Source organism: Shewanella sp. SM73 (assembly GCF_025653795.1).
GTDB classification, from domain to species: domain Bacteria; phylum Pseudomonadota; class Gammaproteobacteria; order Enterobacterales; family Shewanellaceae; genus Shewanella; species Shewanella oncorhynchi.
The window spans coordinates 1-20,627 of the sequence record NZ_JAKKRY010000013.1; the positions used below are offsets into that span (position 1 = coordinate 1).

Sequence of the window (20,627 nt, forward strand, 5' to 3'; positions counted from 1 at the left end):
CACCGCCCTTTCACGGCGGTAACAGGGGTTCGAATCCCCTAGGGGATACCATCTATATTTTATAGAGAGTGGTTCCTAGCAAATAACTAACGAGTTGTTTGGTAAGAACAAGGCATTTGCTTCCTAGCCTACTGAAGTGAATGTATTACAAAGCTCGGTTACGAGTTAAATCATAAGTCCGGGTCCCCTTCGTCTAGAGGCCTAGGACACCGCCCTTTCACGGCGGTAACAGGGGTTCGAATCCCCTAGGGGATACCAATTTTAATCAAGGTTTATCGAAACTTTGATTAAAGACAATAAACCACCTCAAGGTGGTTTTTTTGTGTCTGAATTTTGAATATTAAATCGAGATCTCCCCGATTCATTTACGAGTCATACGTTCCGAGTTATTTGCCGAATTTACCCAACAATTCAAACCATCCACATTAAGATAAATAATGTTTCGAGAGGCTTACTTCCTGTGGTGAAGTCATTCTGTTTAATCGTGTGACAAAGATTGTTGAAGTGTTTTCCTGCTTAACTTTGCGCTAATCCATGGCTCAAAACTCACCTTTCGGATTGTTCAGTGTGTTGGCACTTTGAATGCAGCTACTTTGAATGCAGCTACTTTCAATGCTGATAAGTTGAGCCGTTAAGCGCGGTTTATCTCTTGTTTCCAATCGCTAAACGAGCGCAATTTGAAGTGAGCCGTTCTCACGGTCGCCATTGTAATAGATGAATCGTGTATTACTGCGGTGAATATGAGCGCGAGTGTAAGAGTGAAGCTTTGTGGGAAGAGGCAGAATTAGGCGGAACTTATTTGAGATAAAAAAGGCGACACTCACTGCTGAGTGTCGCCTTTCGTCATCTCACCTTTGGCTTAGTCTACACCTAAGAATCCACCGGTTTGGTGCGCCCATAATTGAGCATAAATACCGCCTGCGGCGATGAGTTCATGGTGTGTGCCTTGCTCAACGACTCGGCCTTGATCTAATACAATTAACCTGTCCATCGCGGCAATAGTCGAAAGTCGATGGGCAATCGCGATCACTGTCTTGCCTTGCATTAATTCATACAAACTTTCTTGAATAGCAGCTTCGACTTCGGAATCTAGTGCAGATGTGGCTTCATCAAGCAGTAAAATGGGCGCATTTTTCAATAAAACCCGCGCGATGGCGATACGCTGTCTTTGGCCACCAGAGAGTTTTACGCCGCGTTCACCCACTTGAGCATCTAAGCCATGATTACCGTTAGGATCACTGAGTTCCTGAATAAAGTCATAGGCTTGAGCTTGTTTAATCGCGCGATCAAGTTGCTCTTCACTGGCACTGGGATTGCCGTAAAGAATATTCTCGCGAATGGTGCGGTGCAAGAGGGAGGTATCTTGAGTTACCATGCCAATTTGCGAACGCAGTGAATCTTGCATAACCATCTTGATGTCTTGATCATCGATATTAATCTGACCTTTTTCAACATCGTAGAATCGCATTAGTAGATTCACTAGGGTCGATTTACCCGCGCCAGAACGCCCTACTAAGCCAACTTTTTCACCTGCTTTAATATTCAGATTCAGATCTTCAATCACGCCAGTCTGCTCACCGTAATGGAAACACACTTGGTTGAAATCAATCTTGCCATGATTGACGACCAGCGCCTTGGCGTTTGGCTCATCTTGGATGATCGTTGTTTTCGATAAGGTGTTCATTCCATCGGTAACCGTGCCGATATTTTCGAATAACGAACTGATTTCCCACATTATCCACTGTGACATGCCGTTTAAGCGCAGTGCTAAACTGACCGCAATGGCGATGGCGCCGACCGTGATTGCGCTATCGGTCCATAGGGCTATCGATACTGCTGCAATACTAAAGGCCAACAGATAGTTGATGATTTGCACGCTGACGCTGATGCCCGTCACTAAGCGCATTTGGCGATAAACCGTGTCTAAAAATATCCGCATACTGGATTTGGCGTATTCGGCTTCTTTTTGCGTGTGGGCGAATAGCTTCACTGTGGTGATGTTGGTATAGCTGTCGACGATACGGCCTGTCATGGTGGAGCGCGCATCGGCTTGCTCGGTAGAGACACTTTTTAGTCTAGGCACAAAGTACCATTGCAGACCAACATACAGTGCAAGCCAGACGAGCATAGGTATGACTAAGCGCAGATCAGCGCTGGCAATCATCACCAGCATAGAGGTGAAATACACTAAAATGTATACCAACACATCGAGCAATTTCATCACAGTTTCGCGCACGGCTAAGGATGTTTGCATCACTTTCGTGGCGATTCTGCCAGCAAAATCATCTTGATAAAACGATACACTTTGTTTTAGCAAATAACGGTGTGCAAGCCAGCGGATCGACATAGGATAATTGCCGAGCAAGGTTTGATGCATGATAAGCGCATGCAGTAATACCAATATTGGCATCACAATTATCACCATTCCTCCCATCAGCATTAAGGTCGTGCCTTCGTCTTGGAATAACGTTTCGGGATTTTTTTTCACAAGCCAATCCACTAATTGGCCCATGAATCCGAACAGTGACACTTCAAGCATGGCTAGCATGGCGGTCAGCACTGACATTAAGATCAGCGGCAGTTCGTAGCCCTTAGTATAGTGGCGACAAAAAGCATAAACCCCTGTGGGTGGTTTAGTGGGTTCATCATCGGGTAGGGCTTCAACCCAGGATTCAAATCGTTTAAACATGAATTAACTCTATGGTGAGATAAAAAATAGTCGGCTCTAGCATATAGGATTTCATGCTCTAAAAGCATTGAAATGATTGAGTTCCGTTTTCCGCTAGTGCTACATGCTAGTTTTACGTAAAGTAATGAACAAGAAATTAATTGTGAGCGAATATTGTCGGGCGTGATGAAAAATGAGTACAGATAGAGCGTCTGAGAGTGCAAATAAGCGTGATGAAATAGATTCGGTGCATTCACTGGAGTCCAGTGCGGGGCTACTTTCTGCGTCCATTTGCCGTGAGGCGAGGATGAGCCGTGATCCACGGTTTGATGGTAAGTTTTTTGTGGGCGTCTTAACGACGGGCATTTATTGCCGAACTGTATGTCCCGCCGTCGCGCCAAAAGAGCAAAATGTGCGTTATTTTGATTCGACCGTGAAAGCCGCGCAGGCGGGATTACGCCCATGTTTGCGTTGTCGGCCCGACAGTGCGCCGGGATCGAATCCTTGGAAGGGGACTGGCACAACGTTAGCGAGGGCCATTAGCTTAATCGAAGCGGGCGCCTTAGCGGGAAAATCATCGGGAGAGCCAGCCTCGACAGTAACACAATTGGCTGACCGATTAGGGATCAGCAGTCGTTATCTCAATAAGCTCTTTACCGAAGGCTTTGGCACTTCGCCAAAACAATATGCCTTATATCGGCAATTACTGTTTGCTAAACAATTATTGCACCAAACCCAATTACCCATCACTCAAGTCGCGATGGCGGCGGGTTTCAACAGTATTCGCCGTTTCAATGAGGCGTTTAAGCAAACCTTGCAATTGACGCCGACCCAGTTAAGAAAGAGCGCATTAACCAAAGCGGCAAAGGAGTCCATGATTGAGCCACTAGCAGGATTAGGTGAGATTGATACTATGGGTGAATTTGTGCCGCACTATGGATTAACCTTGTATCAGTATTATCGGCCACCATTGGATTGGGCGTCACAGCTGGCGTTTTATCGATTACGTGCGGTAACAGGGATGGAATGGTTCACACCGCAGATGAGTCATCCACAAGCGAGCGATGTCGTTGGTGATGAGGCGACCGTGGTAGATGAGGCCAAAGCTGGCGATAATGGGTTCGAATATGGTCGTTGTTTTGCCCTAGGTAAGATGCGCGGCACAGTGCACATTATCCATGAGCCTAAGCTAAATCGCTTCAAACTCGCGATAATGTTGACCGAAGACTCTCCTGTCGATGAGCTGCAATTGCTGGTCACTGAAGTGCGGCGCATGTTAGATCTCGATGCGGATATGCTGCTGATTGAACAAAGCTTAAGTGCGCTACCAAGTTTAGGATTAACACCGTTTTCGGGATTACGCATTCCCGGTGCAGGCTCCTTATTTGAGGCGGCCTGCCGTGCGATTTTAGGTCAGCAAGTGACGGTAGTGCAGGCGACTAAGCTACTTAATCAATTGGTTGAAGCCTATGGCGAGCGCTTTAGTCTCAATGGTTGCGAGTATCGTTTATTTCCTACACCCGAGGCCATTCGTGAGGCGAGTCTAACAGAGCTAAAAATGCCCGGCGCTCGTAAATTAGCCCTCAATGCGCTCGCGGCGTTTATCTACGATCATCCTGAGGCGAGTGTCGATGATTGGCTCAGAGTTAAGGGCATAGGTCCTTGGACAATCGCGTATGCTAAGCTCCGCGGTTTGGGCGATCCCAATGTGTTTTTGCATACCGATTTGATTGTTAAAAAGCATTTGCTGGCCTTGTATGGCAAGACCCATAGGCTGGATGAAGCCGCTGCGGGTGCAGTCAACTACCCGCAGCTGTGCCAGCAACTGAGTCAAGACATCGCGCCTTGGGGCAGTTATTTAACCTTTCAGCTTTGGCATCAATAGCGACTAAAACGATCTAAGTTGAAGACATAAATAGAGAGATAAATTATGAAACATGCGATTCGTCAATTGAGCCAAGCGCCGAGTATTGCTGCGTATCAGCCCTGTGCCGTAGATACTTTTATGAGTCCTGCCGGAATATTGCAGTTAAATGCCAATGCCTATGGGCTGAGTCATTTAACTGTTGTCGGCTCGGATCGCACTGAGATTGCGCTTGCTAAGGTGAGTGAGGATGTCCTCAATCAAGCTAAGGCGCATATTAGTGAAACTCAAGTGCAGCTCGCGCGTTATTTTGCAGGTGAACTGATTGAATTTAATTTAAAGCTCGCACCTAAAGGCACTGAATTTCAGCGTGAAGTTTGGCAAGCTTTGCTCAATGTCGATTATGGTCAGAGCTGCAGCTATGGGCAGATTGCCGAGCAAATTGGTCGGCCTAAGGCGGTGCGCGCCGTGGGCGCTGCCAATGGTGCGAATCCGATTGCGATTATCGTGCCTTGCCATAGAGTGATAGGCAAAAATGGCAAGTTAACGGGTTACGCCTATGGGCTTGCGATGAAACAGCAGTTATTAACGCTGGAAACTGCCAAGCATTGCCTCGATATTTAAGCTAGAATAGCCGCCTATTAAGATATTGGTGAGCAGTTAAACTTTCTATGACTCAGGCTTCTTCCTCTGCGGCAAGCTTTGCCCAACTCGGCATTATTGCACCCTTGCTAAATCGATTAACCGAATTAGCGTATGTTTCGCCCACACCAGTACAGGCGGCGACGATCCCCGCTGTGCTTGCGGGGCGCGATGTGTTAGCCGGTGCTAATACGGGCTCGGGTAAAACGGCAGCCTTTGCCGTGCCGCTGTTGCAACAACTTGTTGAAGCAAAAACTGATGATAAGACTGGCGTTTATGTTCGTTGTTTGGTCTTAGTCCCAACCCGTGAATTAGCACAACAAGTCGCTGACAGCTTTTTATCCTATGCCTCACATCTTAATGGCAAGCTAAAAATTGTCGCTGCGTTTGGCGGTGTGTCGGTGAATGCGCAAATGCAGAGTCTATGCTCTGGTGCCGACGTCCTAGTAGCAACGCCGGGTCGTTTGTTAGATCTGTTGTCCAGTAATGCCATCAAACTCAATCGTGTCAGCGCCTTAGTGCTAGATGAAGCTGACCGCATGTTAAGCCTTGGTTTTACTGAAGAATTAGCTCAAGTGCTCGACGCTTTGCCCGTCAAGAAACAAACCTTATTATTCTCTGCGACATTCCCTGAAGAAGTCCGTGAGTTAACGGCAAAACTGCTTAATAATCCACTTGAATATCAATTGCAAAGTGAGCAAGAAAGCACGATTCATCAACGGGTGATTACGGTTAATCGTCCGATGAAAACCGCATTATTGGCGCATCTGATTAAAGAACATCAGTGGTCACAGGCGTTGATCTTCGTGAGTGCTAAAAATACTTGTAATCACTTAGCGCAAAAGCTGTCTAAACGTGGGATCACAGCCGAAGTGTTCCATGGCGATAAAGCCCAAGGTGCGCGTACGCGGGTGCTCGATGGCTTTAAAAATGGTGAGATCAGTGTGTTAATTGCGACCGATATTGCCGCCCGAGGTATCGATATCGATAAACTGCCTGTGGTGATCAACTTTGATTTACCACGAAGCCCTGCAGATTATATGCATCGTATTGGCCGTAGTGGCCGCGCCGGTGAAGCAGGCTTGGCCGTGACCTTGATTTCCCATGAGGATTATCACCACTTTGGCGTGATAGAGAAAAAGAACAAACTTAAGTTAGTGCGTGAGCAAATTGTCGGTTTTGAAGCCGATGATGAAATGCCAGCCGAACTGTTAGAACAAGCTAAACCTATCGCCAAGCCTGAAGGTATGGGTAAAAAAAAACGTAAACAGTTACCGCCTGCCAATGCTGAATTTTGGGGTAAAAAATCTTAAGTCGTTGGAAACAAGCTATTCTTAGCTTATCTCTGGCGTTCCTTGTCATCTCACTTGTCGTAGGTAAGGTTTATGCAACACTTATTCTGGTTAGTTGAAGGTAAAGTCGCAGGGCGCAGTGGCCCTAATAAAGATCCTTGGGATTTACAAGCGCTCAAAGAGGCCTGCATTGGTGCCATTCTGTCGGTCAATGGGGGCGAGGGCTGCGAGCCGAGTGCGTTTAAGCAGCTTGATTTACGTTACGAATGTATTCCCTTTTCGCGCAATGTGCCGCCCCAAGATGGGGATGTGGCGATTTGTGTCGCTCAGTTGCCCAAGGCACTCGCCTTTATTCAGCAATGTGAAGCCGATGAGCTGCCTGTAGTGATCCATTGTCGCTCTGGCAAGGATCGCACCAGTCTTATCATGGCCTATTACTTGATGGTCAATGGTGCAGCGCCATTACATGCGGTGAGCCAAGTTCGTAATATTCGCGATATCGCTTTTACTGCCGAAGGTTGGGATCAATTTGCCTTTGATGTCTTGTATGCATTACAAGACTAAGCACTTGTCGGCGATTGGCGTCGAACCTATTAATAAATAGGTAATAATAGTTTCATTCGTTTGACCTTAGTCATCAAAATTTTACTGTGTTAAGGTTAAGCTATCCGAAGGTTGTTTTTAGTGAGTTATTTATCTAATTATGAAAAGTAAGGCAAGTCAGTCACAGGGATTACTACTGTTTCGGTTATCACAGACTCAAGTGTTTGCCTTAGGCACGTTGAAAGTGCGTGAGCTGGTGCCGTACACGCAGCTAAGCAAAATTCCCCAATCTCATCCGACGATTCTTGGCGCTTCAACTATTCGTGGCCATACGATCCCTATCATCGATATGGCGGCTGCGATTGGCTATCGGCCGATAGCCCCTGAAGAGCGGGAAAAATGCTACATCATCATCACTGACTGTCAGCGGATGATCATTGGCTTTTTAGTGCGTGGTATCGATAAGATTATTGAATGTAATTGGCGCGATATTGAGGCGCCTTCTGCCAATTTGGGCAAGAATGCTTACTTGACTGGCGTGACTCGTTTTGAGGACCAGTTAGTACAATTGCTCGATGTTGAGTTATTGCTGTCGAAAATTTTCCCGAATAACCCACAGGCAAATCGGGCAATCTTGACCGATGTGCAGCGTGAGAAACTCAAACCCATGAATATCCTGTTAGTGGATGATTCTAAGGTGGCACGTAAGCAGTTATCCGACGCCCTTGATATGATCAACATCCCTTATCGAGTGACCGCCGACGGTAAAGAAGCCTTAGTCATGATGGAACAAGCGGCACTAGAGCATCACCCCATAGATATTCTGGTGAGTGATATTGAGATGCCGGGACTAGATGGTTATGAACTGGCGTTTGAGGTGCGTGATAATCCACTGACCGCCAAGGCATACATCATTTTACACACGTCTTTATCCAGCGAAATAAGCGTGAGTCAGGCCCACCAAGTGGGGGCAAATGAAGCGCTGACTAAGTTCGATGCCCACGAGTTGATTGATGCCATGTTGCGTGGTGCCGATTTAGCCATGAAGCAGCGCCAATAAGGCGCTTGTTAGTTTTTTGTATGCTTTTTGCGGGACAAGGGTAATTTAGTTAGCTTATTTCCCCGCAAAACTAGACAAGTCTAGTCACATCCTATAAAAACCTTATTGGCCTCATTTCCGAAGGTGCGCGTTGGGGATCTCAACCGAAATATAATAACGACAGGTTAAACCATGAAACAAGAATCATCATTATTAGCTAAGTTGGCTAATGGCAGTCTCGTATTACAAATCTTATTAGGGATTATCGCTGGTGTGGTGTTAGCGAGTTTTTCACCCGATAGCGCAAAAGATATCGCCTTCTTAGGCAGTTTATTTGTTGGAGCATTAAAAGCGATTGCTCCAATACTGGTATTTATCTTAGTAGCATCATCGATTGCCAATCAAAAGAAAAATACGCAAACCAATATGCGCCCAATTGTGATCCTGTATTTATTGGGGACCTTTGCCGCGGCGTTAACTGCTGTGATTTTAAGCTCTATTTTCCCCACGACTTTAGTTTTGGTTGCTGGTGTGGAAGGTACAAGTCCTCCACAAGGTATTGGTGAAGTGATCCATACCTTATTATTTAAACTGGTTGATAATCCAGTGAATGCGTTAATGACGGGCAACTATATTGGTATTCTTGCTTGGGGTGTGGGTTTAGGTTTAGCCTTACATCATGCTAGCGATTCTACTAAGCAAGTATTTGCCGACATGAGCCACGGCATTTCGCAAATGGTGCATTTCATTATTCGTTTAGCACCTATTGGTATTTTTGGTTTAGTTGCTGCGACGTTTGCTGAAACCGGTTTTGCCGCAATTGCGGGTTATGCGCAGTTATTGGCAGTTTTATTGGGTGCGATGGCCATTATTGCCTTAATCGTTAATCCTTTAATTGTTTACGTGAAGATTAAACGTAATCCCTATCCGTTGGTATTTCGTTGTCTGCGTGAAAGTGGCGTGACGGCATTTTTTACCCGCTCGAGTGCGGCGAATATTCCGGTGAATATGGCGCTGTGTGAAAAATTAAATCTGCATGAAGACACTTATTCAGTCTCTATTCCCTTAGGTGCCACCATCAATATGGGCGGCGCGGCGATCACTATTACGGTATTGACCTTAGCTGCGGCGCATACCTTAGGCATTCAAGTCGATTTACTCACCGCATTGTTATTGAGCGTTGTAGCCGCTATTTCGGCTTGCGGCGCCTCGGGTGTGGCGGGTGGTTCATTACTGTTGATCCCACTGGCTTGTAGCTTGTTTGGTATTTCTAATGATGTCGCCATGCAAGTAGTCGCTGTCGGCTTTATTATTGGTGTGGTTCAAGATGCTGCCGAAACCGCATTGAACAGCTCAACTGACGTTATCTTTACCGCTGCTGCTTGTGAAGCCGCTGAGAATAAAGCTAAACTGCGTTAACGAGGGCTGTTATTCGTATTGAAAAGTATTATGGAAGCAGTCACTTAGGTGGCTGCTTTTTTTATGGGAGTCGTTATGATCTTTTTTGATTTTAAAGTGCTAGATGCCGCAAAGCCTTGGTATGGAATAAATGACACTGTGATGGGCGGTTTGTCCCGCAGTAAGATGACGGTGTCACCTTTAGGCTATGGTGAGTTTAGTGGCCATGTGTCGCTGGCAAATGGCGGTGGGTTTGCTTCAGTGCGTTGTGAGTTTAACCCTATAGATGTCAGTGGGTTTACTGGGATCTATGTCGAACTCGATGGCGACCGACCTAAAGATTATAAAGTGAATTTAAAGGATGTCGACACACCCCAAAGCACGGTTTATCAAGCGCCTATGCCCGCGCCAAGCCATCAAACGTTTGGTGTGAGTGGCGCTAGAGTCATGAATTGGCAGCGGATAGAAATTCCCTTCAGTGACTTCTTGCCCCAATGTCGGGGTAAACCGATTTCCCGAGTGGCAATAGATTTAAGCCAAGTCTGTAGTCTAGGGCTAGTGATTGGTGCCCAGCAGAGTGGTGATTTTTCTTTGAAAATCAAAGAAATTGGCTACTATTAGCGTTTATAGTTGGTTTCTTATCATGAGTTTGTTGCCCCTAATTGCTTGCTATTGATAGTGCGGGCATCTCTAGGCTTCATTTAAGAAAAAGGATAAGGTCGAGGCACTTATCCTTATGGTGAACCCATCATAATGAGTTTGGCGAAAGCCGCTGCTTAAGCGCCGACAATCCCTAAGGGTTTGGCCGTTTGCCACGCGCCGCGGGTAAAATCTGGGAAGGTGACTGAATTACTGCGGTCATTGACTGAATGTTCACTTAAGATATTCACCACCGACCAAGACGCACCATCGTACACATCCTGATCTAAGGCCTCGCCATTGCGTAGGCAATAAATCATGCGCCATAACATTACAAAGTCCATGCCGCCGTGGCCGCCGTTAACTTCAGCTTCTTTGCCTATGCGTTGCCAAAGAGGGTGATCATATTTGTCATACCACTTTTGCATGTCCATATCCCACTCGTGGTAACTCTGACCAAAGCCACCATTTTCGACGGCGATACGATTCGGGAAGCCGGCAAACACGCCATTTGTCCCTTGGATCAAATTGTGGCGACTGTAAGGTCTTGGGCTCGTCGTGTCATGCTGTACCATGATGGTCCGGCCCTTAACGGTTTTAATCAGGCTGGTATTGATATCGCCATTGATGTACTTGAGCTGATTACGCTCATGATCGGCGGGGAATTCACGTTTAGCATAGAGCGCACGGCCAAGAGCGGGTGAACTCATCGAGGTTAGATAATCAAATCTATCACCGCGGTTGATGTTCATATACTGGGAAACTGGCCCTAAACCGTGGGTCGGGTACAAGTTACCGTTGCGCTTGGTATGCCAATAAGTCCGCCATGAGCCCGTCTTATGGTCTATTTCCTTCATCTGCCAACGTAGCTCGTGGATATAAGCGGCTTCACCGTGGAGCAACTCACCAAACACACCTTGGCGTACCATGTTGAGAACCATAAGTTCTTCACGGCCGTAGTTGACGTTTTCCATCATCATGCAGTTTTTCTGAGTGCGTTCGGCGGTATCTACAATTTGCCAGCATTCCTCTACTGTGAGTGCTAACGGTACTTCGACAAAGGCATGTTTACCGCTTTCCATCGTCTCTATCGCCATAGGTGCGTGCCATTCCCATGGAGTAGAAATAATCACAATATCAATATCATCGCGGCTTAAGAGATCGCGATAGCTCAGGTCATTACCAGTATAGACTGCCGGTTTTGGCCGATTCTGTTTAACGATATGATCCACGGCTCTGTCCAGCACCGCTGTGTGAGTATCACAAATGGCTTTAAGTTCAACGCCTTCTAAATGACAGAATTGCTCGACATGGCTAAAGCCACGCTCGCCAACACCGATAAAGCCAACTCGAACCACGTCCATCTTGGGTGCTATGAGTCCGATAACGGATTTACCCGTTTGTGGTTTAGGGGCGACACTACTGGCGTAGGCGTTGAGGGCAATATTGGCTGTGACGAGTCCGGCGGTAGCTGCACCCGCTGCTTTAAGAAAGTGACGACGATGAATGTTATGCATAGCGCTTCCTGCTTTATTTTTGTTTTGTAGGGATATTGAAATATCACTTGGTCTTATTTGTGCGGTAATTCACTTATGGGTTATATCAGAAACCCTATTAAAATTGGCAATAAAAGATGTAACAAGCTCCTATAAGTCCATTTGATATATGAAATGCGGACGTTATGGGGTTATGTAAAAATTTTAAAAAAACAATTTCTTGAGTTATTTTTGTTGCGAGTTCATCAATATGATCAAACCAAACTAAAAAACGAAAGTGGGCAATATATGGAGCATATTCATACCAAAGGATTGAGTTCTAGATTTGTAGAAATAACGCTACACCCCCTTGTGCTTAACTCTTCAACAAGAGTCGTAGAAACTGGAAGAGATACAATTGTATCTAAATTGCTTGTTTGTGAGTGCTTTCTGTCAATACACGTACGTGTTATTTCAAACATCTAAATCTAAAAATATTTAAAATTAAACACTTACAGGTTACCGTTTTAGGATAATTGGTCTGGAAAACGCGCATGCGTGTCTTTCTGATGGATTTTTGTATATGAAAAGCGGTAGAAAGCTGATAACTTCTAGTTAATACAGATAGTTAAGTGTGTGCGTTTTTATTTTTCTATGGACGCCAACGCTACGCTGCATTGGCGCTTTTTAGCTCAGCATTAGGGCCTTTTATGGGTGCATTTGAATATTCACAAGCCACTCTTCGGATCTTCGGGGATGATTTGATACCTGAAGACGTATCAAATTTACTTGGTGGTACAGCAACTAAAAGTAAAAAGAAAGGTGATGAAGATGTCAGCAAAACCAGTGGAAAAGTGCGGATTGCCAAAACGGGTAGCTGGCATTTTCAGGCTAAAAAGAGAGAGCCAGAAGACCTAAACGCGCAGATTGAAGCAATTTTATCCCAGCTAACAAGTGACTTAGCGATATGGGAAAAACTTTACCAAAGCTACAAAATTGACATGTTCTGCGGCTTGTTTATGGGCAACTGGAATGATGGTTTGAGCTTGTCACCTGAAATCATGCTGGCACTTGGTCAACGTAGAATTGTTTTAAGTTTAGATGTTTATAGTGGGTCGGACGATTAAGATGGTTGTCGCCCCTAAAAACAAATGTTAAAGCCAGCAAAATTGCTGGCTGCGACCTCAACCCGCAGCACGACTTTGCGTGCTAAATTTGGGCGCTAGGCACTAAAACCTTACTTGTTTTTCATTAATTAAAGGAATAATAAATGACCCACCTAATTACTAAAGTGATGTTAACTGGACTCATAGTGGCATCAACTCATCTTCACGCTGAAAACTATGACTTCAAACCGGGTTTATGGGAAACCACTTGGAAATCCGAAATAGTAGAAATAGACGCACCTCCTGAAATGGAGAAAATGATGCGGAGCATGGCCAAAAGGCCTGATTACACGGAAACTGAATGCATAAATGACATCGCCTCTGCATTTGATTTAGAGCCTGAAGAAAATGAAGGCGAAGAATGCCAAACCAACAGCAATTGGATCAGTGCTAACAAGATGGTGTTTGAAACATCATGCACTAGCCCTGATGGTGCATCTAAAACAGTGGGTGAAATGCGTTTCAATGGGAAAACGTTCACTTCTAAGCTTGAAGTGACAATCTCTGAAGAGTCAATGAAAATCAAGTCGAAACTCGTTGGCAATGGAAAATATATTGGCGCTTGTGACTAAGTGCCATACAAACTCTTCAACTTGACGCATAACGGTTAGCAAGGATGTTATGAGGGCAGTTAGTAATATAGAGGGGATTTATTGGACTTTTGCTTACATTGCCAGTTGGTCTGTTTGGCTGCCGTTCTCATTTTATCGACGTCTATACAGCGCGGTGTTTTTATTCAGCTCGCTAGATAAGTCTTTTAGCTGCCTTTACTTTAGCGATAAGTAAATAGTGATAAAGATCGCGTTTTTATTTTTAGATTGAGCTACACTGCCGATTAATTAGTCAAAGGTATTTATCTTTTATATTTTAAATATTTAGCAAATTTAAATTAACCAAAAAATTACATTTGACGGGCGATTTGAAGTAATTTGCTGCTGTGGGGAGTAAAGAGTTAAATGGGTTCTATGCTTAATGTACTACCACAACTGACATTCACTTTAGGTGATTGGGTATTGCATAAGGATATCAGGATGTCTGGGATTGAAAAACGCCGTCGCCTTCATTGGCGGGAGACAGATATGCAAAATCGTGAAATTATAGGTCGTTGGTTAGATGGGCGTCCTTTATTGGGTGACAAAATTACCCTCTATAAAGAAGACGATAAATATTTTTTAGAAACTTGGTTTAGCGATGGCTGCCATAGTTTAGATGAAGTCTATATGACGCAAACTCCTGAGGGCCATAAGCTAGAGGATGTTGGCGGCAATTTCTTTGGTGAATTTTTTATCGTTACATCGTCGCAGCAATTACAATTTTGTAATGAGCAGGGCTGTTATTTCCAAGCGGAAAAATTAGCGGCTGATGTCGATTTTGGTCAAGGTATACGCGTCGCTTAAACGACGACAGTCGAATCCGTAAATAACTAAGGTCGCACGATAGCTAAGGGCTAAGTCGCGACCTTTTGCTTTTATGGAATTGTAGCGAGTGGCTTAAGTTATTCAGTAAATGGATGTTTGCTGCTAATAAACAGCGATTTACCCGAATAGGGATGGGTCAAACTTAAGCTTTGTGCATGTAAACATAAACGCGGTTTGGCCTTGATAACCTCGGCATCACCGTAAAATTCATCGCCTAAAATTGCATGCCCTAGGGCAAGCATATGCACACGCAACTGGTGGGTGCGGCCTGTTTCTGGCGAAAGCTCGACTAAGGTGCTGTTTTCTCGGCGCTCTAATACACGGTAGTGAGTGAGGGCGCTTTTGCCGCCAGTCTCTCCCGCCTGTAGCGTTTTTTGATAGGGCGGATGTTCAGTGTCTGGCACTATCGCGAGGTCAATAATCCCCTGATCTTGCAGCACATGTCCCATCACTTCGGCAATATAGACTTTCTTACTCTGTCTATCTTGAAACTGTGTTTTTAAATGCGACTCCGCTTTTTTATTACGGGCGAACACCATAATGCCCGAGGTCGCGCAGTCGAGCCTATGCACTAAAATCGTTTCTGGATAAAGGGCTTGTAAGCGGGTTAACGCGCAATCGAAGGTGTGAGCCGCTCGACCCGGATTAGATAATAATCCCGAAGGTTTATTGATGATAATCAGATCTCTATCTTTATAGCGTATGTCTAGCCAAGGAACTGCTGGGGGCTGGTAATCAAATATCTGCATCTTGTCCTCATTTTTGCGCGGCCATACTAGCAAAATTTACGCAGGCATACAGCATAATCTCATGCTTGCTTATTCTTAGAGGGGGGAGGGCAAATATTCTGCAGGTGTCTTACGGCTCCAAATACGGGTATAAGCCATCAGCTGCGGATAAAAAGTGCGGAACGCGGTTTCGATTTCTATCTGCATTTTATTGACGACTTTATGGGCATCTTTAAACAGTGCGGCTTGCGGATGCTGTTTGGCCACCTGTGCTAAGGCTTGTTGTAATCCTTTTTCGGTGGTGTAGCTGCCTAGCCAATCGGCGCTGCGCATTGTGGGCAAGAGTGTAAATAATGCCTCTGGATGGTATGGATCAACGCCTTGCGTGGCGAAAGCATCTAACGCGTCATAGGCCTTGCTGCTGAATTCATCCAAGGGTTTGTGGTGATATTCTTCCCAATAGTAAGCTAAATAGTGATCGAAACTCACCGCCATGAGTTCTGCTGCTATGCTTCTTAAGGGCGCAGGGAAAGCTTCCATTAATTCAATCGTCAATTCATGGCTGGCGCAGAGGGTATTAATCTCTTGGTTTAGCCATAAAGCTTGGCGTAACTCCATTGGGGCTTGCGCAATTGGCGCTTGAATATAGTTACCTGCTACGTTGGCAGCAAGGTGGGTTTTACTGATGTCGGCGAGATGTAAGTGTGTAAGAAAGTTCATTATTTGTGCTTGGTTAACCACGTCGGTTCACGGTATCATGCACAAGCGCGCTTAGGAAAGCGCCGAAGCTAAAAATGCAGTATTTTTTCACTTTTTATTGATAATGACATTTAATTCGCCGTGAATAATTATGGCTGACTTAAACGTTGACATAGTAATCGATAAGGGAAAGTGAAATAAAATCAATAACCTTTTTTAGGATCATGGATGATGTGGAACTGGTTCACCAAAATGCTTGGTAAAGACGAGCAGCAGAAGCGCAAAAAAGTGCTAATAGAAATCCCCTTTGAACAACACCGTTTCAGCATGGATGACTTTAGTCGCTCGCGGCTAAAATTCGATGCCGATGACAATCTGCCCCAAGATGGCATCAATCCAGTGGAACCCGAGCAAGAAGTGGACACTGGCAATAAGTAATCTTGATCTTATTGGCCTCTAACCATAGACTAGCCGCCGTTCTAAGCTATCTAGAGGCCAATATGCGCGTTGCAGACTTTTCTTTCGATCTCCCCGATGAGCTGATCGCTCGTTATCCTATGGCGCAGCGTAATGCATCCCGTCTGTTAACCTTAGACGGCAACTCTGGTGCGTTAGGCGACAAGCAGTTTACCGATCTGCTGGGGATGATTAATCCCGGCGATTTAATGGTGTTCAACAATACCCGAGTGATCCCCGCGCGCATGTTTGGTCAAAAGGCCAGTGGCGGTAAGTTAGAAATTTTAGTCGAGCGTATGCTTGATGATAAGCGCATCCTCGCCCATGTTCGCAGCTCTAAATCCCCTAAAGTGGATTCGTTAATCCATCTCGACGGTGGCTATCAAATGAAGATGGTCGCCCGTCACGATACCTTGTTTGAACTTGAGTTGTTATCCGAGTTAACCATCTTAGAAGTGCTTGAAGCAGTAGGGCACATGCCTTTGCCTCCTTATATCGATAGACCCGATGATGATGCCGACAAAGAGCGCTATCAAACCGTGTATAACCAAAATCCTGGTGCAGTTGCAGCGCCAACGGCGGGTTTGCATTTTGACGATGCCATGCTCGATGCATTAAAAGCCAAGGGCGTGAATGTCGCGTTTGTGACCTTGCATGTGGGCGCGGGAACATTTCAGCCAGTGCGTGTCGATACCATTCTTGAACACAAGATGCATTCCGAGTGGGCGAATGTGCCGCAGGATGTGGTTGATTTAATCGCGCAAACCAAAGCTGCGGGTAAACGTGTGGTGGCCGTGGGGACGACGTCAGTGCGCTCCTTAGAAAGTGCGGCACGCGCAAGCCTTGGCGAACTCAAAGCTTTTAGCGGCGATACCGATATCTTTATTTACCCAGGTTATGAATTCCAAGTGGTCGATGCTATGGTGACAAATTTTCATCTACCTGAATCAACTTTGATCATGTTAGTGAGTGCTTTTGCCGGTTTTGATCATGTTATGGTGGCGTATCAACATGCTATCACGCAAAAATATCGCTTCTTTAGCTATGGCGATGCGATGTTTGTGACGAAAAAAGCCCACTAGACCAAGATTTTGTTTTAAAATAGCCGCCCAAAGTGAGATGGTGCGGCAATTTTTTTCGTTAAAAGATTGAACCTTTTAACACTGTCCCCATCTCTATTGTTAATCAAAATGGCATTAGCCATTAAAAATGTAGTCAGACTGTTTATCTGGCGAGGTGAATTATGAAATTTGAATTAGACACTACCGACGGGCGTGCGCGCCGTGGTCGGTTAATTTTTGATCGTGGCACAGTAGAAACCCCCGCTTTTATGCCGGTAGGAACCTACGGCACAGTGAAAGGCATGACACCGGAAGAAGTCCGTGCCACTGGCGCGGATATTTTGCTCGGTAACACTTTCCATTTATGGTTGCGCCCAGGCGAAGAAATCATGCGTAAGCACGGTGACTTGCATGACTTTATGAACTGGCAGCGTCCTATTTTAACTGACTCGGGCGGTTTCCAAGTGTTTAGTCTTGGCGATATCCGTAAGATCACCGAAGAAGGTGTGCATTTCCGTTCGCCCATTAATGGTGAAAAAATCTTCTTAGATCCTGAAAAATCAATGCAAATTCAAGATGCATTGGGCAGTGATGTGGTGATGATTTTTGACGAATGTACCCCGTATCCTGCCACTGAAGATGAAGCGCGCAAGTCAATGCAGATGTCTTTGCGTTGGGCAAGACGTTCGCGTGATGAATTTGACCGTTTAGAGAACCCTAACTCACTCTTCGGTATTATTCAGGGCGGTGTGTATGAAGATTTACGCGACGAAAGCTTAAAAGGCTTAGTCGATATTGGTTTCGACGGTTATGCCGTCGGTGGTTTGGCCGTAGGAGAGCCTAAAGCAGATATGCATCGCATTCTTGAGCATATTTGCCCGCAAATTCCTGCAGACAAACCTCGCTATCTGATGGGGGTCGGTAAACCAGAAGATTTAGTTGAAGGTGTACGTCGTGGTGTTGACATGTTTGACTGTGTGATGCCAACCCGTAATGCCCGCAACGGTCATCTGTTTACGAGTGAAGGTGTGATCAAAATACGCAATGCGCGTCATAGAGATGACACGTCACCACTTGATACTAAGTGTGATTGTTATACCTGTAAAAATTATTCACGGGCGTATCTTTACCACTTAGATCGTTGTAATGAGATTCTGGGTGCGCGTTTAAACACCATTCACAACTTGAGATACTATCAAATGTTAATGGAAGGTTTGCGCGGTGCGATTGAGACGGGTACATTAGACGCCTTTGTGGCGGACTTCTATACCAGTCAAGGTCGCGAAGTACCAGAGTTAGTCGATTGATTTTTTGCTAATAAGAAGAGAAAAACTATGTTTATTTCAAATGCATATGCAAGCGCTGCCGGCGCACCACAAGGTGGCGGCACGATGGAACTGATTTTCATGCTGGCGATTTTCGGCCTGATTTTCTATTTCATGATTTTCCGTCCGCAATCAAAACGCGTTAAAGAGCACAAAAATCTGATGTCTTCATTAGGCAAAGGCGATGAAGTGTTAACCAGTGGTGGGATTTTAGGCAAGATTGCAAAAATCAGCGACGAAAGCGATTACGTGTTACTGAGCTTGAACGACACAACACAAATCACGATCAAAAAAGACTATATTGCAGCTGTATTGCCTAAGGGCTCTATCCAGTCGTTGTAAGCCAAGAGGGCTCAGGCGTGTTAAATAAATACCCAATGTGGAAAAACATTATGGTGATGCTCGTCATCGCCATAGGTTGTTTCTATGCCGTACCTAACCTTTTTGGTGAAGATCATGCGGTGCAAGTGGTGGCGACTCGAGGTGCTGAAGTAACAGCATCTACCCAAGCCAGTGTGAACGAGCTGTTAGCCAGTAAGAGCATTGCGGTAAAGCGCTCTGAGCTTGAAAAAGGTCAGTTGTTGGTCCGTTTGCAAAATGCGGATCAACAGCTACTGGCGAAAGAACTGATTGCTGACAGCTTAGGTGACAAGTTTACTGTGGCACTTAACTTAGCGCCTGCGACGCCTAAGTGGCTCGAGTCCATGGGTGGTAGCCCAATGAAACTCGGTCTTGACCTTCGCGGTGGTGTGCATTTCCTCATGGAAGTGGACATGGGCGAAGCGATTCGTAAGATGGAAGAAGCTAAAGTCGCTGATTTCCGTTCACAATTACGTGAAGAAACCATTCGTTATGCTGGTATTCGTGTTAATGCCACTGGAATTGAAATCAAGTTCCGTGATGCTGAAAACCTAGCGACTGCCGAGCGTTTTCTTAAGACTCGCAATAAAGATATGGTGTTCACCGACGCTAGCCGTGGCGAAGATTTCGCGCTGCAAGCTGTAATGAGTGAAGCTTATCTAAAGCAGATTAAAGAAGAAGCACTGCAACAAAACATTACTACCATTCGTAACCGTGTTAACGAGTTAGGTGTGGCTGAGCCTGTGGTACAACGCCAAGGTGCTGAGCGCATTATCGTTGAGCTGCCAGGTGTGCAAGATACGGCTCGCGCTAAGGAAATCTTAGGTGCAACCGCATCAATTGAATTCCACATGGTGGATGACAAAGCCGATCCGAATGCTGCCCAATCAGGTCGTGTACCTGCAGGTTCTGAAGTGTATCAGCGCCGCGAAGGTGGCACTGTGATATTGAAGAAAGAAGTGATGTTGACGGGTGACCATATCACTGGTGCACAACCTAGCTTTGACCAGTACAGTCGTCCTCAGGTCAGTATCAACCTCGATGCTAAAGGCGGGACCATTTTCTCTGACGTGACCAAAGACAACATAGGCAAGCCTATGGCGACTTTGTTCATCGAATATAAAGACAGTGGTGATCGCAATGCCGATGGCAGCGTTAAGATGCAGAAAATCCAAGAAGTGATTTCTGTCGCGACCATTCAAGCCCGTTTAGGCCGTAACTTTGTGATCACTGGCTTAAGTCATGGTGAAGCACAAAACCTTGCGCTATTACTGCGTGCGGGTGCCTTGATTGCTCCTGTATCAATTGTTGAAGAACGTACCATTGGTCCAAGCTTAGGTGCTGAAAACATTCAAAGCGGTGTACAAGCCATGGTATGGGGTATGGCAGTTGTCTTACTCTTTATGTTGGTTTACTACCGTAGCTTTGGGCTTATTGCTAACCTGGCTTTAACCGCAAACTTAGTCATGGTTGTAGGCGTTATGTCTATGATCCCTGGCGCTGTGTTAACCCTACCCGGTATTGCCGGTATGGTGTTGACGGTCGGTATGGCGGTTGACGGCAACGTGCTGATTTATGAGCGTATTCGTGAAGAGCTTCGTGCGGGACGTAGCGTACAGCAGGCAATCCATGAAGGTTATGGTAATGCTTTCTCAACTATCGCTGATGCGAACATCACCACCTTCATCACTGCGCTCATTTTGTTTGCCGTAGGTACTGGTGCGATTAAAGGCTTCGCTGTGACCTTAATGATAGGTATTGCGACTTCTATGTTTACCGCCATCGTGGGTACTCGCTCAATCGTTAACGCGATTTGGGGTGGTAAGCGCGTGAAGACTCTGTCTATCTAAGGGG

Annotated in this window: 19 protein-coding genes and 1 tRNA gene; 16 read left to right on the plus strand and 4 right to left on the minus strand. The window is 45.6% G+C overall.

Translation table 11 applies throughout. The features are described from left to right. The first annotated feature begins 182 nt into the window (after positions 1–182). Positions 183–258, plus strand: a tRNA-Glu gene (locus L5M51_RS16500). Between the two features lie 601 nt (positions 259–859). Here L5M51_RS16500 and L5M51_RS16505 read toward each other — a convergent pair. Continuing rightward, positions 860–2,689 carry an ABC transporter ATP-binding protein gene (locus L5M51_RS16505; RefSeq protein ID WP_113941006.1) on the minus strand — a complete coding sequence of 610 codons (1,830 nt, stop codon included), beginning with the start codon at positions 2,687–2,689 and terminating at the stop codon, positions 860–862. A gap of 172 nt (positions 2,690–2,861) precedes the next feature. Between L5M51_RS16505 and L5M51_RS16510 the strand changes: the two genes are divergently transcribed. The 7 genes from L5M51_RS16510 (at position 2,862) to L5M51_RS16540 (ending at position 10,067) form a co-directional block, all read left to right on the plus strand. Beyond that, the gene (locus tag L5M51_RS16510; RefSeq protein ID WP_263173787.1) at positions 2,862–4,553 is read left to right on the plus strand and encodes a DNA-3-methyladenine glycosylase 2 family protein; all 1,692 of its coding nucleotides are present in this window, start codon (positions 2,862–2,864) and stop codon (positions 4,551–4,553) included. A 45-nt stretch (positions 4,554–4,598) separates the two neighbouring features. Then, positions 4,599–5,156: a methylated-DNA--[protein]-cysteine S-methyltransferase gene (locus L5M51_RS16515; RefSeq protein WP_263173788.1), complete on the plus strand. Its 558-nt coding sequence runs from the start codon at positions 4,599–4,601 to the stop codon at positions 5,154–5,156. Between the two features lie 47 nt (positions 5,157–5,203). Continuing rightward, a complete protein-coding gene (locus L5M51_RS16520; protein WP_263173789.1) occupies positions 5,204–6,487 on the plus strand; it encodes a DEAD/DEAH box helicase in 1,284 nt (427 codons plus the stop codon). A gap of 72 nt (positions 6,488–6,559) precedes the next feature. Next, the gene (locus L5M51_RS16525; RefSeq protein ID WP_263173790.1) at positions 6,560–7,030 is read left to right on the plus strand and encodes a dual specificity protein phosphatase family protein; all 471 of its coding nucleotides are present in this window, start codon (positions 6,560–6,562) and stop codon (positions 7,028–7,030) included. 139 nt (positions 7,031–7,169) lie between these two features. Next, positions 7,170–8,069, plus strand: a complete 900-nt coding sequence (locus L5M51_RS16530; protein WP_028761082.1) for a chemotaxis protein CheV — start codon at positions 7,170–7,172, stop codon at positions 8,067–8,069. Positions 8,070–8,240: 171 nt separating this feature from the next. Next, entirely contained in the window at positions 8,241–9,467 is a 1,227-nt protein-coding gene (sstT, locus tag L5M51_RS16535; protein ID WP_263173791.1) for a serine/threonine transporter SstT, read from the plus strand. A 75-nt stretch (positions 9,468–9,542) separates the two neighbouring features. Then, positions 9,543–10,067: a CIA30 family protein gene (locus tag L5M51_RS16540; protein WP_263173792.1), complete on the plus strand. Its 525-nt coding sequence runs from the start codon at positions 9,543–9,545 to the stop codon at positions 10,065–10,067. 155 nt (positions 10,068–10,222) lie between these two features. On the opposite strand, the gene L5M51_RS16545 is transcribed toward L5M51_RS16540, so the two are convergent. Continuing rightward, complete coding sequence (locus L5M51_RS16545; protein WP_263173793.1) at positions 10,223–11,602, minus strand: Gfo/Idh/MocA family oxidoreductase; 1,380 nt, start codon at positions 11,600–11,602, stop codon at positions 10,223–10,225. A 590-nt stretch (positions 11,603–12,192) separates the two neighbouring features. On the opposite strand from L5M51_RS16545, the gene L5M51_RS16550 reads away from it, so the two are divergent. From L5M51_RS16550 to L5M51_RS16560, 3 genes are all read left to right on the plus strand, one after another. Beyond that, positions 12,193–12,687 carry a DUF4279 domain-containing protein gene (locus L5M51_RS16550; RefSeq protein WP_263173794.1) on the plus strand — a complete coding sequence of 165 codons (495 nt, stop codon included), beginning with the start codon at positions 12,193–12,195 and terminating at the stop codon, positions 12,685–12,687. Between the two features lie 143 nt (positions 12,688–12,830). Further along, a complete protein-coding gene (locus tag L5M51_RS16555) occupies positions 12,831–13,298 on the plus strand; it encodes a DUF3617 domain-containing protein (protein WP_263146161.1) in 468 nt (155 codons plus the stop codon). 384 nt (positions 13,299–13,682) lie between these two features. After that, positions 13,683–14,123 (plus strand): hypothetical protein, encoded by a 441-nt coding sequence (locus L5M51_RS16560; RefSeq protein WP_131523165.1) that lies wholly within the window; start codon positions 13,683–13,685, stop codon positions 14,121–14,123. Between the two features lie 98 nt (positions 14,124–14,221). Here the strand turns inward: L5M51_RS16560 and L5M51_RS16565 are convergent, their stop codons facing one another. Further along, on the minus strand, positions 14,222–14,893 hold the full coding sequence (locus tag L5M51_RS16565) for an RluA family pseudouridine synthase (protein WP_131523166.1): 672 nt from the start codon (positions 14,891–14,893) through the stop codon (positions 14,222–14,224). A 75-nt stretch (positions 14,894–14,968) separates the two neighbouring features. Continuing rightward, positions 14,969–15,592: an acyl carrier protein phosphodiesterase gene (locus L5M51_RS16570; protein WP_263173795.1), complete on the minus strand. Its 624-nt coding sequence runs from the start codon at positions 15,590–15,592 to the stop codon at positions 14,969–14,971. Between the two features lie 207 nt (positions 15,593–15,799). Between L5M51_RS16570 and L5M51_RS16575 the strand changes: the two genes are divergently transcribed. From L5M51_RS16575 to secD, 5 genes are all read left to right on the plus strand, one after another. Further along, positions 15,800–16,009, plus strand: coding sequence for a hypothetical protein (locus tag L5M51_RS16575; RefSeq protein ID WP_263173796.1), 210 nt, complete (start codon positions 15,800–15,802; stop codon positions 16,007–16,009). Positions 16,010–16,071: 62 nt separating this feature from the next. Continuing rightward, positions 16,072–17,109 carry a tRNA preQ1(34) S-adenosylmethionine ribosyltransferase-isomerase QueA gene (gene queA, locus L5M51_RS16580; protein WP_263173797.1) on the plus strand — a complete coding sequence of 346 codons (1,038 nt, stop codon included), beginning with the start codon at positions 16,072–16,074 and terminating at the stop codon, positions 17,107–17,109. A 161-nt stretch (positions 17,110–17,270) separates the two neighbouring features. After that, positions 17,271–18,395, plus strand: a complete 1,125-nt coding sequence (tgt, locus tag L5M51_RS16585) for a tRNA guanosine(34) transglycosylase Tgt (protein ID WP_006082277.1) — start codon at positions 17,271–17,273, stop codon at positions 18,393–18,395. A gap of 27 nt (positions 18,396–18,422) precedes the next feature. Continuing rightward, a complete protein-coding gene (gene yajC / locus L5M51_RS16590; protein ID WP_007649452.1) occupies positions 18,423–18,755 on the plus strand; it encodes a preprotein translocase subunit YajC in 333 nt (110 codons plus the stop codon). A 17-nt stretch (positions 18,756–18,772) separates the two neighbouring features. Further along, entirely contained in the window at positions 18,773–20,623 is a 1,851-nt protein-coding gene (gene secD, locus L5M51_RS16595; RefSeq protein ID WP_173496405.1) for a protein translocase subunit SecD, read from the plus strand. Positions 20,624–20,627: the final 4 nt, after the last annotated feature.

Excerpts from the sequence above, each read along its gene's own strand:
- yajC (WP_007649452.1), top strand. The coding sequence starts at position 18,423 with ATGTTTATTTCAAATGCATATGCAAGCGCTGCCGGCGCACCACAAGGT.
- L5M51_RS16540 (WP_263173792.1), top strand. The coding sequence starts at position 9,543 with ATGATCTTTTTTGATTTTAAAGTGCTAGATGCCGCAAAGCCTTGGTAT.
- L5M51_RS16525 (WP_263173790.1), top strand. The coding sequence starts at position 6,560 with ATGCAACACTTATTCTGGTTAGTTGAAGGTAAAGTCGCAGGGCGCAGT.
- L5M51_RS16530 (WP_028761082.1), top strand. The coding sequence starts at position 7,170 with ATGAAAAGTAAGGCAAGTCAGTCACAGGGATTACTACTGTTTCGGTTA.
- L5M51_RS16505 (WP_113941006.1), bottom strand. The coding sequence starts at position 2,689 with ATGTTTAAACGATTTGAATCCTGGGTTGAAGCCCTACCCGATGATGAA.
- L5M51_RS16560 (WP_131523165.1), top strand. The coding sequence starts at position 13,683 with ATGGGTTCTATGCTTAATGTACTACCACAACTGACATTCACTTTAGGT.
- L5M51_RS16520 (WP_263173789.1), top strand. The coding sequence starts at position 5,204 with ATGACTCAGGCTTCTTCCTCTGCGGCAAGCTTTGCCCAACTCGGCATT.
- L5M51_RS16515 (WP_263173788.1), top strand. The coding sequence starts at position 4,599 with ATGAAACATGCGATTCGTCAATTGAGCCAAGCGCCGAGTATTGCTGCG.
- L5M51_RS16555 (WP_263146161.1), top strand. The coding sequence starts at position 12,831 with ATGACCCACCTAATTACTAAAGTGATGTTAACTGGACTCATAGTGGCA.
- L5M51_RS16510 (WP_263173787.1), top strand. The coding sequence starts at position 2,862 with ATGAGTACAGATAGAGCGTCTGAGAGTGCAAATAAGCGTGATGAAATA.
- sstT (WP_263173791.1), top strand. The coding sequence starts at position 8,241 with ATGAAACAAGAATCATCATTATTAGCTAAGTTGGCTAATGGCAGTCTC.
- L5M51_RS16565 (WP_131523166.1), bottom strand. The coding sequence starts at position 14,893 with ATGCAGATATTTGATTACCAGCCCCCAGCAGTTCCTTGGCTAGACATA.
- tgt (WP_006082277.1), top strand. The coding sequence starts at position 17,271 with ATGAAATTTGAATTAGACACTACCGACGGGCGTGCGCGCCGTGGTCGG.
- L5M51_RS16575 (WP_263173796.1), top strand. The coding sequence starts at position 15,800 with ATGATGTGGAACTGGTTCACCAAAATGCTTGGTAAAGACGAGCAGCAG.
- L5M51_RS16545 (WP_263173793.1), bottom strand. The coding sequence starts at position 11,602 with ATGCATAACATTCATCGTCGTCACTTTCTTAAAGCAGCGGGTGCAGCT.
- L5M51_RS16570 (WP_263173795.1), bottom strand. The coding sequence starts at position 15,592 with ATGAACTTTCTTACACACTTACATCTCGCCGACATCAGTAAAACCCAC.
- queA (WP_263173797.1), top strand. The coding sequence starts at position 16,072 with ATGCGCGTTGCAGACTTTTCTTTCGATCTCCCCGATGAGCTGATCGCT.